Here is an 11611-nt window from a genome sequence, read left to right on the forward strand (position 1 = left end):
CCACCTCAACCACACCACCCTCCACCACCAAACCACCACCAACACCCTCCCCCCACTCCTCCAAAACCTCACCACCACCCACACCAAACACACCAGCCACCCCAACCGCACCACCAATACCAAAACCACGATTCAGCACACCCTCAACGGCCTCACCACCACCCAACGCCTCACCACACTCCTCCACCACATCCGCACCCACGCAGCAGCCGTACTCGGCCACCCCCACCCCGAAGCCATCGACAAAGACCGCGCCTTCACCGAAACAGGCTTCGACTCCCTCACCGCTGTAGAACTACGCAACCGACTCACCACCACCACCGGGCTCCAACTCCCCGCCACCCTCCTCTTCGACCACCCCACCCCCACCACCCTCACCCACCACCTCCACACCCAACTCTTCCCGGAGGCCGAGAGCCCTGCCGTACGGCTGCTCGATCAGCTCGACGCGCTGGAGGAAGCCGCGACGTCGCTCGACGCGGAAGAGGACCGGACAACGGTGAGTACGCGACTGCAAGGAATTCTCGCGAAATTGATCGGCCAACAGGAAAAAGCTCACGTCAGTGCCGTATCCGAAAGGATCCACGCGGCGTCTGCCACCGAGGTTCTGGAATTCATCGACAAGCAGCTCGGTCGCACCACCAGCTGATCCCGAAGAGCTACTGACATGCGGAGTGGGGTTGATTGCAGATGGCGGATGAAGAACGGCTCGTGGAGTATCTCAAGTGGGTGACGGCCGACCTTCACGAGACGCGGCAGCGCCTTGTGCAGGCCGAGTCGAGGCACCAGGAGCCGATCGCCGTCGTGGGGACGGCCTGCCGCTTCCCCGGGGGAGCGGCGTCTCCGGAGGCATTGTGGGATCTGGTCGCGGCGGGCACCGACGCCATCGCGAGGTTCCCGACAGACCGCGGCTGGGATCTGGCGGAGCTGTACGACCCGGACCCCGACCACCCGGGCACGCTGTACGTCCGCGAGGGCGGGTTCCTGCATGACGCGGCCGACTTCGACGCGGGCTTCTTCGGCATCTCGCCGCGCGAGGCGCTGGCGATGGACCCGCAGCAACGACTGCTGCTGGAGACCTCCTGGGAGGCGATCGAGCGGGCAGAAATCGATCCGACCCAGCTCAAGGGCACCCCCACGGGCGTGTTCGCCGGCGTGATCTACCACGACTACGCCGCACGGGCGGAGACCGTTCCGGAAGACCTCAAGGGCTATGTGGGCAATGGAACCGCGGGGAGTGTCGCTTCCGGTCGGCTGTCCTACGCTCTGGGGCTGGAAGGCCCGGCCGTCACCATCGACACCGCCTGCTCGTCCTCCCTCGTGGCCGTGCACCTGGCCTGCCAGGCCCTGCGCACCGGAGAGTGCTCCATGGCCCTGGCCGGCGGCGTCACAGTGATGTCCACACCGTTCGGTCTGGTGGAGTTCAGTCGGCATCGGGGGCTGTCACCGGATGGGCGGTGCAGGGCATTCGCGGCCGGCGCGGACGGCACCGGATGGGCCGAGGGCGCCGGCATGCTCCTCCTCGAACCACTGTCACAAGCCCAGCGCAACGGCCACCCCATCCTCGCCCTCGTACGCGGCAGCGCCATCAACCAAGACGGCGCCAGCAACGGACTCACCGCACCCAACGGCCCCGCCCAACAACGCGTCATCCACCAAGCCCTCACCAACGCCCATCTCACCCCCACCGACATCGACGCCGTCGAAGCCCACGGCACCGGCACCACCCTCGGCGACCCCATCGAAGCCCAAGCACTCCTGGCCACCTACGGCCAAAACCGCACCACCGACAACCCCCTATGGCTCGGATCACTCAAATCCAACATCGGCCACACCCAAGCCGCAGCAGGCGTAGCCGGCGTCATCAAGATGGTGATGGCCCTGCGGCACGGACTGCTGCCTCAGACCCTGCACATCGACGAACCCACCCCGCACGTCGACTGGAAAAGCGCAGCCGTCTCCCTCCTCACTCAGCCCCAACCCTGGCCCCGCACCGACCGCCCCCGCCGCGCAGCCGTCTCCTCCTTCGGCATCAGCGGCACCAACGCCCACCTCGTACTCGAAGAACCTCCCGCAGCGCCTCAGCCCAGCACCGAAGAGTCCGACACAGCCAACGACCGGGATTCGGAACGCGTGGTACTCAGGCCCGTGGTAGTGCCCTGGCTGCTCTCCGGAAAGGGCGAAAACGCGCTGCGCGAGCAGGCGGCCCGCCTCCAGACACACCTGCGCCACCGTACCGAACTCGAACCGCTCGACATCGGCCGGTCCCTCGCCACCACCCGCACCACCTTCGACCACCGCGGCATCGTGCTCGGCCAAAACCGCGACGAACTCCTCGGCGGCCTCCGCTCGCTGGCCTCCGGCGAACCAGCAGCAAAGGTCATCACCGGCGTCGCCCACGACACCGGCGAAATTGTCTTCGTCTTCCCCGGCCAGGGTTCGCAGTGGGCGGGCATGGCAGCCGATCTCCTGGACACCTCACCCGTCTTCGCCCAGCAGATCGCCGCGTGTGAGGAGGCGCTGGCCCCGCATGTGGACTGGTCACTGACCGACGTGCTCCGCCAGACCGCCGACGCCCCGACGCTGGAGCGGGTGGACGTCGTGCAGCCCGTACTGTTCGCCGTCATGGTGGCACTGGCCCGCATGTGGCAGGCCTGCGGTATTCACCCCGATGCCGTCATCGGCCACAGCCAGGGAGAAATCGCCGCCGCCCACATCGCCGGAGCCCTCACCCTCACCGACGCCGCCACCACCATCGCCCTACGCAGCCAAGCCCTCGCCCAACTCGCCGGCCACGGCGCCATGGCCTCCCTGACCCTCTCCGAAGAACAAACCCGCCACCACCTCACCACCTGGCCCGGACAACTCTCCATCGCCGCCGTCAACGGACCCCACAACGTCACCGTCTCCGGCGACCCCCACACCATCGACCAACTCCTCACCCACTGCACCCAGCACGACATCCGCGCGCGCCGCATCCCCGTCGACTACGCCTCCCACAGCCCCCACGTCGAAACCGTCGAAACCGAAATCCGTGCCGTCTCAGTCACCCCGGCCGCACCCGCCATCGGGCTGCTCTCCACCGTGACCGGCCAGTGGATCACCGAACCCGTCATGGACGCCGGATACTGGTACGACAACCTCCGCCAACCCGTCCGCTTCGACGACGCGCTGCGCGCCCTCGACGCGTCAGGTCACCGGACCTATGTCGAGGTCAGCCCGCACCCCGTTCTCACACACGCGATCCACGACGTCCTCACGGCCGTGGATCCCTCCGGGGCCGATTCCCGTTCGGGTGCCGATGCCGTTCAGCCCATCGTCGTCGGCACCCTGCGGCGCGGTGAGGAGGGGCCGGGCCGATTCCTGGCCTCGATCGCCGAGGCGTACGCGCACGGGCTGCCCGTGGCGTGGAGCCGCCTGTTCGACGGGGCCGAGGGGCGGCGGGTGGCGCTGCCCACGTATCCGTTCCAGCGCGAGCGGTACTGGTTGGAGGGGCATGGTGCGGCGGCGGGTTCGGGGCCGGCGGTGGCCGAGAGCGGGGCGAAGGCCCTGTTCTGGGAGGCGGTCGAACGGCAGGACCTGGCCGCTGTCGCGGAGGCGCTGTCCCTGGAGGACGCCGAGCGGCGGGCCGGCCTGGGCGCCGTACTTCCCGTACTGTCCGCGTGGCACCGGCAGCAGCGGGAGCGGTCCGCCGTCGACGCCTGGCGTTACGCCGTCACCTGGAAGCTCCTGCCGACGCCCACCGCGCCCACCACCGACGCGCCGGCGGCTTCCGCGGCCGACGGCGGCTGGTTGGTGGTCGTTCCCGCGGGCCAGGCCGACGGGCCGGCGGTGACCGGATGTCTTCGGGCGCTGGACGGTCTCGGCGTGGCCACGCGCGTGACGCGGGTCGACGCGGATGCCGTCGACCGGGAGACGCTGGCCGAGCAACTGCGGGCCATGGCCGCCGAACAGGACATCGCCGGTGTGCTCTCCCTGCTCTCGGTGGCCGAGGGCCCGTCGTCCGCCGAGCCGGCCGTGCCCGCCGGCACGGCCGCGACCCTCACCCTGGTCCAGGCCCTGGGCGACGCCCATGTCGCCGGCAGGTTGTGGTGCGTGACCACCGGCGCCGTGTCCACCGGCCCAGCCGACGCCCTGACCCACCCCGGTCACGCCATGGTCTGGGGCCTGGGCCGGGTCGTGGCGCTGGAGCACTCCGACCGCTGGGGCGGCCTCATCGACCTCCCCGCCTCCGCCTCCCTTCCTCTCCCCCACCTCACCGCCGCGCTGCGCCACGCCACCACCGGCGTCAGCGCCACCCACCCGTGGAGCGACGAGGACCAACTGGCCGTACGAGCCGAGGGCGTCCTCGCCGCCCGGCTGACCCGCGCCCCGCTGCCCGATCGGCCGGCGCGCCGGTCCTGGCACCAAGAGGGCACGGTGCTCATCACCGGTGGCACCGGCGCCCTCGGCTCGCACGTCGCCCGTGCGCTCGCCGCCGACGGCGCCTGCCACCTGCTGCTGGCCGGCCGCCGCGGCCCTGATACTCCGGGCGCCGGTGAACTCCGCGCCGAACTCACCGCCCTCGGCGCCCGGGTCACCATCGCCGCCTGCGACACCACCGACCGGGAGGCCCTTGCCCGGCTGCTGGCAGACGTCCCCGCCGAGCATCCTCTCACGGCTGTCATCCACGCGGCGGGCGTGGGGAGTTACGCGTCGGTGGCCGCGGCCACGGTCGACGGTCTCGCGGATGTCGTCCGGCCGAAGGCCGGGGCGGCGTGGCACTTGCACGAGTTGACACGGGACATGCCGTTGTCGGCCTTCGTCCTGTTCTCCTCCGGAGCGGGCGTGTGGGGCGGGGGCGATCAGGGCGGATACGCTGCCGCGAACGCGTTCCTGGACGCGCTGGCACATCTTCGGCGCGGCATCGGGCTCACCGCGACGTCCATCGCCTGGGGAGCCTGGGCGGGCGACGGCATGGCGGCGGAGGCGGTGTCCGCCGAGCTGCTGTCCCGCAGGGGGGTGCGGGCGATGGACCCGCAACTGGCCGTCGCGGCCCTGCGGCAGGCGCTCGACCACGACGAGACGTTCGTGACGGTCACCGACATGGACTGGGGGCGCTTCTCCGAGGCGTTCACCTCCGTCCGCCCCAGCCGTCTGATCGCCGACATCCCGGAGGTGGCCGACGCCGCGCGGGCCGGGAGCGCCCGGGCGGGCGCCGAGCACGATGACGCACCGGCCCGGCTCCGGCACCGGCTGGCCGCGCTGGCCGACGCCGAGCAGAGCGCGGCCCTGCTCGACCTGGTCCGCACCCACGCCGCGGCCGCCCTCGGCCACCCGTCCCATGAGGCGATCACTGCGGGGCAGGGATTCCTGGAGGCGGGCTTCGACTCGCTGACGGCGCTGGACCTGTGCAAGCGGCTGGCGAAAGACACCGGTCTGCGGCTGCCGGCGACGCTGCTGTTCGACCACTCCACCCCCTCGGCGATGGCCCGCCACCTGCGGGCCACGCTGGACATCCCCGGTCCGCGGGCCGAGCCGGGTGGCGCGGACCCGGCGGGCGCGGACCCGGCGGGCGGCGGCGCGCGGCCGGCGGCCGCGGCGGTGAACGGCACAGCGGCCCCAGGCGTTCCGCAGTCTCGAGAGGGCGCGGAGGACGCGGAGGCCGCGGAGGACGCGGAGGCCGCCGGGATCGGGCCGCACTCACTGGCCGCGCTGTTCCGGCGCGCGCACGACATCGACGAGGTGCCACGGGCCATGCAGCTCATGCGGGCGGCGTCCTACTTCCGTCCCGGGTTCGCCTCGGTGGCGGAGATGGGACCGGCGCCGCGCCCGTTGCGCCTGGCGCGCGGTGCGGTGCGGCCGAGCCTGTTCTGCCTGCCCACCGTGGCCGCCGTGGCCAGCCCCAACCAGTACGCGCGCTTCGCGTCGTACTTCCGTGGCGTACGGGACATGTGGTTCCTTCCCCTGCCCGGGTTCGCTGCGGGCGAGAACACCCCGGCGTCCATGACCGCGCTGCTGGACTTCGAGGCGCAGATCACCCTGGAGTGCGCCGGGGACGCACCGTTCGTGCTCGTCGGGCACTCCGGCGGCGGGCTGGTCGCGCACGCGCTCGCCGGCCACCTCGAGGCCATGGGGACGCCGCCGGCTGCCGTGGTGCTCATCGACACCTACACGTACGGCAGCGCGGCCATCGTGCCCGTCGCTCGGGAGCTCGCCAACGGCATGTTCGAGACGGAGCGGGTCTACGGGCTCCGCATGGACGATGTGCGGCTCACCGCGATGGGCTGCTATCTGCGGCTCTTCTCGAACTACGCGCCGAAGGAGATCTCCGCGCCCACGCTGTGCCTCCGCGGCGTCGACCGGGTCGCCGACGCGATGTCGGACACCTCGTCCGGGGAAGAGTGGCGGCCTTCCTGGGAACTGCCGCACATCGCCCAGGATGTCGCCGGCGATCACTTCACCATCATGCAGGAACACGCCGCCGCCACCGCCGAGTCGGTGGACTGCTGGCTCGACGCCACGTTCTGAGCGCGGCGGCCGGCCGACTCCGCGATCCGCGCCGACACCCGAAAGGAAGAGTATGAGCAGCAATCACCCTGCCTCCGTCCCGGAGGCTGACGACACCAAGGATCCGGCACGTACGCCCTCCCTGCCCGAGCAGGAGCGGGCGCGGCCGGGCCCCGGCCCGGCGCCCGCCGCCCCGCGCCGTGGGGCGCGGCGTCCTCCGCCGGTGGTGATCTGGGCGTGCCTGGGGGTGTTCTTCGTCGCGTTGCAGGTGTACGTCCTGGCCAGTTGGGTGGCGGATGGCACGGGCATCGACAAGGCGGACGGGGATCACCAGTTCAGCACCACCCGACAGGTGATCGGGTTGGCCGTGCCGCTCAGCACGGTAGTGCCGGTCCTGCTGCTGACCCGCCAATACGTGCGGGACTCGCGCGCTCAGGGGCGGGCGACCTTCGATTTGCTGCTGGTCGGCGGCTGCGTGCTCAGCGCCTGGCAGGACCCGTTGGTGAACTGGTTCGATCCGGTGGTCACCGTGAACACCAACCAGTTCCTGGCGTCGAGTTCCTGGGGACCGTACGTACCCGGCTGGCAGGGGCCGGGGCCGCATCAGCAGGCGGAGATGCCGCTGCACGCGCTCGTCGCCGGGATGGGAACCGTGATCGCGGCCGTCGCGGTGGGCGCCGGCGTGCAGTGGCTGGCCAACCGCCGTCCCGACATCCGCCGGTTCCGGCTGGTGGGGTTCGCCTTCCTTCTGGGGGTGCTGCTGACCGCCGCGTCGGAGTCGTTCTTCCCGCTGCTCGGCTTCTTCATCTGGTCGGGCGCCACTCCGGCGCTGACGTTGTTCAGCGGCTCCTGGTACCAGTTCCCGCTGTACGAACTCGTCGTGGCGGGCGCCTACTTCGCCGCCCTGGCCATGCTGCGCTTCTCGGTGAACGATCGGGGCGAGAGGCTGATGGAGCGCGGGGTCACTGATCTGTCGTGGCGGCACAGCACCTGGCTGCGGCTGCTGGCGGTGGCCGGGGCCACCAACGTGGCCTATCTCGCGTACGTGGCCGGGCATGTGCTGTTCGCCTGGAACCACGGCGCTGCCCCCGACGACCTGCCGGGCTTCTTCCGCCCCGCCGCCGCGTACTGACGCCGGCGCGCTCTTCCCGGTCCAGTGCACAACGCGGGCCCCACCGGCAACGGTTGGGGCCCGCGATGTCCGTGCCGAGGGCAGATGGGGCGGGAGCGTGCCGTGGGCTGAGGCTGTGCGGGCCGAGGGCCCGAGTGTCGTCTCGGGGCAGCGCCGGGTTCCACTGCTCAGGGGCGGTGGTGATGTGGCTGGGCCAGTGCCGGGCCAGGCGGAGGATCTGTCGGCGGCCGGTGGTCACGAGCTGTCCGGCCGTGCTGAAGAGCCGGAACCGCAGGCGGCGCGGTTCCCGGAGGCGGGCGGTGGCCCGAGCGGCCCGGACGCGGTCCTCCGTCCTCGCGCGTAGCCGGTGACGAAGCCCGAGCTCGGCGGTCGGCCGACCCGACGTGTTGGTGGCGAAGCACGTGGCTTCGTAGGTGACGGTTGACGCCACTTGCAGGTCAGTTCTGACTCCACCTGACGGGCCCCGCTGCGGCCGATTGAGAACCCGTATGCGAATCCCTCTCACGGGGCTGCTGAAGCTGGATGAGGCTAGTGCCCCGTGGACGACGGCTCATGTGCCACGTGCGGTGCCCGAGTGGGGGCGGCCTGCTTGACGAGGCGCCATGGAGATCAGCCCGCTCCGGACCGCCCGCTCGCCGGTACCGATCGAGAGCTAACTTGCCTTACCTCGCTTCAACCCGTTGACCTGTAGAGGCACTTGACAGCAAGTGGCCCGCAGCGCGTCGGCAGGCGGATCGGTGAACGGGCGCGGAGCGGGTCGATCACAACGGCCGGTCGTGAGACTCCACGACCAGGGCGTGGACGCGCCGGCGGCGGAGTCGGGGGGGCGGGGGGCGGGGACGAAGGCGTACTCGTCGCGGACGGCGGCGGCGTAGGAGGCCGGGTCGCCGCGAGGACGGCGAGGTCGGCGTCGCAGTCAGCCGTACCTGCGGCAGCAGTGTGGAAGGGACCAGTTCCTCAGCCGGCCGGTCGTCGCTCAGAGTCGGACCGAAACTGCGGTCAGTCGTCGCGGCGCGGTCAGGGAGTGAGCAGGGCGGCCAGTTCGGCGGTGAAGAGCATCTCGGGGTCGAAGGCCATGCCGGTGAAGTGACCCGCGAGTTCCAGGGAGAGGACGCCGTGCAGGCGGGTCCAGAAGATCAGGGCCCGGTGCAGGCCGGGGGCTGCGACGGGGTGGCCGTCTGACCATGTGCGGTGGGATTCGAGGTGGGCGGCAAAGGGCGTCGCGGGGTCGGCCGGGGGCACAGCGACGGCGGCCGAAGGAAGAGCGGCGACGGCGTCGAGCAAGATCCCCATGATGTCGGAGGCGATGCCGGTGATGTCGTCCGGCGCGCGGTAGCCGGGGACGGGTGTGCCATAGACGAGGAAGTAGCGGTGGGGGTTGTCCAGGGCCCAGCCGCGTAGAGCCTGCGCCAGTGCGGCCAGGTCGGCGTCGGCCGCCGCGGCCGCGCGGAAGGCGTCTCTGAGGCTTTGGTACGCATCCCTGATCAGCTCGGTGATCAGCTCGTCGCGGCCGGCGAAGTACCGGTAGAGCGCGGGGCCGCTCATGCCCATCCGCTTGGCGATCGCGTTGAGGGAGAGCGCGGACGCGCCGGCCATGGCGATCTGCTCCCACGCGCGCTCCTTGATCTCCGCGCGCACCTGGGTGCGGTAACGCTCGCGAGGGGTCGTCGGGTCCGTCTCCGCCATGATCCGCACCTTCCATATCCGCGTAACCGCACTCTCTCAATATATAGTTAGAGGCTATCACGAAGGTACTTGCCTCTCACACACTTGCGTTATAACCTCTAACCAACATGAACGCCCCTAGCGGCACACCGCAGTGGAGGTCACCGTGCATACCGAAGAACTCATCGAGATCGTCCTGCCCGGGCAAGTCGAGCCCGAAGGGCTGCGGATCCGGCGCGGAGCCGTACCGACCGCCGGGCCGGGCCAGGTCCTGATACGGATGGAGGCCACCGGGTCTCCTTCGCCGAGCAGCGGATGCGCCGCGGCCGGTACTACGACCAGCCGCCGTTCCCCTTCGTACCCGGCTACGGTTTGATCCGGTCGGCACGGCCCTGGCGACCGGCGAGGGCGTCCGCCCCTGGGGATCGGCGCGGCGGAGGCCGAGACCATGGTGTGCAGCGGCATCACCGCCTGGCAGATGCTGGGACCTCCACGGTGTCAGCCGCGTCGACAAGCACGTGGCTGGCCCAGCCGCCGACCTTCACCCGTGCGGCGACCCGGGTGCCGGCCAAGTCAGGGTCCAACTCGCCCGGGCCGCAGGTTTGAAGGTGATCGGCACCGCCTACGCCCAGCACCACGACGGACTGCGCGAACGGGGCGTCAGTCCGTCGACTACCGCACCGGGGACATCCCCGCACAAGTCCGCGCACTCGCTCCCGGCGGAGTGGACGCCGTCTTCGACCACGTCGGCGGCCAGGGCATCACCGACTCCTGGCGCCTCCTCGCACCCGGCGGCACCCTCGTCTCCTACGGAACCGCCTCCACCCGGGACGACGAGGGATCCAAGCAGTGGCCCGTACTCAAGCTCCTCGGCCGTATCTGGCTGTGGAACACCCTGCCCAACCGCCGCCGCGCCTACTTCTTCAACGTCTGGGCCGGCCGCGCCCTGACCAAGAACCGCTTCAGGACCCGCCTGCGCGCTGACCTCACCCAGGTCTTCGCAGCCCTCCAGCGCGGCGACGTCTCCGCTCGCGTCACCGGCAAGGTCGTCCTCAACCCGTAGCTCATCCTCCGGCGACAGCTCACCACGGGCCTTGCCGTCCTCAACGAACCCGGGGCCCCCACCGCACCTCCACCCCCACCCCCAACCAACGCTGCCCCACACCACACACAGGAGGTTGCCATGCAGGTCAAGACCACCGCGCCCACCGGTCGCGGCCCCACAGCTCGGGCAGACACGATCGGCCGCTGGCTGCTCGTCATCGCGACGCTCGCGACGATCGTCGCGTTCATCAACGGCGTCACGCTCGTGAAGGACGCGCCCGATTCCCGGATCTGGGTGGAGGGATGGCGCACGTCCGCCTACCTGGTCTTCGCCGGAGTGTTCGCCCTCCTCGCCGCAGCACCGCGCGCCCAACGGGGTGTGTGGGAGCTGGTCATCTGCCAGAAGGCCGCGCTCGTCACCATGGCTGTGGTGATGGGAGACGTACGTGAGGCGCGCACGGCCGGTCTGATCGACCTGGGTCTTGTGCTGGTCGTCCTAGCGGCCTACGTGCTGTGCCGGGGCTGGTACGGCTGGCGCACGAGCGCGGCTGAGCCGGCGGCCGGCGGCTCAGCCGCCCGGCTGGCCGCGTGAAGGGCGCCGACGTGCCCGGCCCCGTAGGACGGCGCCGTCTTCTTCAGCCCGCGGCGACCGCGGCGGCCTTCTGTTCGGCGCGGGCGCGGGTGGCGGCCAGACGGTAGGAGTCGGTGCCGGTCTCGATGATGTTGCCGCCGAACGTCAAGCGGCCCACGATCGCCGCGCGGAGCCTTGGATCAGTGAACGTCTTGGTCCACCCTCCGAAGAATTCCTTGGAAGCCATCGCCACAGAGTTCTTTTCCTCGCGCTCCGTCAATACCTGGAACAGCAGCTCCGCCGAAATCCGGGGCGAAAGCTGCTTGCGCTGGCGCTGGCCACACCGACTCCAGCGCCAGCGCCACCGTCCTGCGGCCCACCCCGTACTTCGCCGACCAAGCCCTGCTGGACAGCCCTTCGACCCGAGCGTCATGGCGTATCGCCGCGTACAACTCGACCTTCGACACGGGCACTTGAGCCACCCAGCGCTAGCCGATGCACCCGATACTCCCACCACGAGGCCCCCAGTGGAGCCAGAGCTCACCGACATCAACTGTCAGCCGACACCACTGGAGTCAGAACCCACCCACCACTGGCCTCAAAACTGACCTACTAAGAGGTCCTAACAGAAGTTGTTGATCAAGTGACCGTCGGCTTGTCTGCTCGTTGGTCGGGTCGTGGGGAAACGTCAGTCGCGGCCGTGGATCGTG

Annotated in this window: 6 protein-coding genes and 2 pseudogenes; 5 read left to right on the forward strand and 3 right to left on the reverse strand. The window is 70.5% G+C overall.

Annotation, left to right across the window (positions count from 1 at the left end; genetic code table 11):
• The 3 genes from ACZ6JY_RS40490 to ACZ6JY_RS40500 all read left to right on the forward strand — a co-directional run.
• Nucleotides 1–649: acyl carrier protein (locus tag ACZ6JY_RS40490; protein WP_469204584.1), on the forward strand; the 649-nt coding region annotated here is incomplete at its 5' end.
• Nucleotides 650–690: 41 nt separating this feature from the next.
• Complete coding sequence (locus ACZ6JY_RS40495) at nucleotides 691–6510, forward strand: type I polyketide synthase (RefSeq protein WP_469204585.1); 5820 nt, start codon at nucleotides 691–693, stop codon at nucleotides 6508–6510.
• A 52-nt stretch (nucleotides 6511–6562) separates the two neighbouring features.
• On the forward strand, nucleotides 6563–7621 hold the full coding sequence (locus tag ACZ6JY_RS40500) for a spirocyclase AveC family protein (protein ID WP_469204587.1): 1059 nt from the start codon (nucleotides 6563–6565) through the stop codon (nucleotides 7619–7621).
• Nucleotides 7622–7784: 163 nt separating this feature from the next.
• Here the strand turns inward: ACZ6JY_RS40500 and ACZ6JY_RS40505 are convergent.
• Both ACZ6JY_RS40505 and ACZ6JY_RS40510 read right to left on the reverse strand, forming a co-directional pair.
• Nucleotides 7785–8111 (reverse strand): annotated as a pseudogene (locus ACZ6JY_RS40505) (IS1380 family transposase); the annotation flags it as partial.
• Nucleotides 8112–8638: 527 nt separating this feature from the next.
• Complete coding sequence (locus ACZ6JY_RS40510; protein WP_469204589.1) at nucleotides 8639–9307, reverse strand: TetR/AcrR family transcriptional regulator; 669 nt, start codon at nucleotides 9305–9307, stop codon at nucleotides 8639–8641.
• A 457-nt stretch (nucleotides 9308–9764) separates the two neighbouring features.
• Here ACZ6JY_RS40510 and ACZ6JY_RS40515 point away from each other — a divergent pair, with 457 nt between their 5' ends.
• Nucleotides 9765–10349: a zinc-binding dehydrogenase gene (locus ACZ6JY_RS40515; protein ID WP_469204593.1), complete on the forward strand. Its 585-nt coding sequence runs from the start codon at nucleotides 9765–9767 to the stop codon at nucleotides 10347–10349.
• Between the two features lie 120 nt (nucleotides 10350–10469).
• Nucleotides 10470–10922, forward strand: coding sequence for a hypothetical protein (locus ACZ6JY_RS40520; RefSeq protein WP_469204591.1), 453 nt, complete (start codon nucleotides 10470–10472; stop codon nucleotides 10920–10922).
• A gap of 43 nt (nucleotides 10923–10965) precedes the next feature.
• Here ACZ6JY_RS40520 and ACZ6JY_RS40525 read toward each other — a convergent pair.
• A pseudogene (locus ACZ6JY_RS40525) lies at nucleotides 10966–11211 on the reverse strand (ATP-binding protein); the annotation flags it as partial.
• Nucleotides 11212–11611 lie beyond the last annotated feature (400 nt).

The organism is Streptomyces sp. NPDC046335, assembly GCF_055587985.1.

Coding starts and splice junctions, on each gene's coding strand:
- ACZ6JY_RS40500 (WP_469204587.1), top strand. CDS start 6,563: ATGAGCAGCAATCACCCTGCCTCCGTCCCGGAGGCTGACGACACCAAG.
- ACZ6JY_RS40510 (WP_469204589.1), bottom strand. CDS start 9,307: ATGGCGGAGACGGACCCGACGACCCCTCGCGAGCGTTACCGCACCCAG.
- ACZ6JY_RS40495 (WP_469204585.1), top strand. CDS start 691: ATGGCGGATGAAGAACGGCTCGTGGAGTATCTCAAGTGGGTGACGGCC.
- ACZ6JY_RS40520 (WP_469204591.1), top strand. CDS start 10,470: ATGCAGGTCAAGACCACCGCGCCCACCGGTCGCGGCCCCACAGCTCGG.
- ACZ6JY_RS40515 (WP_469204593.1), top strand. CDS start 9,765: ATGCTGGGACCTCCACGGTGTCAGCCGCGTCGACAAGCACGTGGCTGG.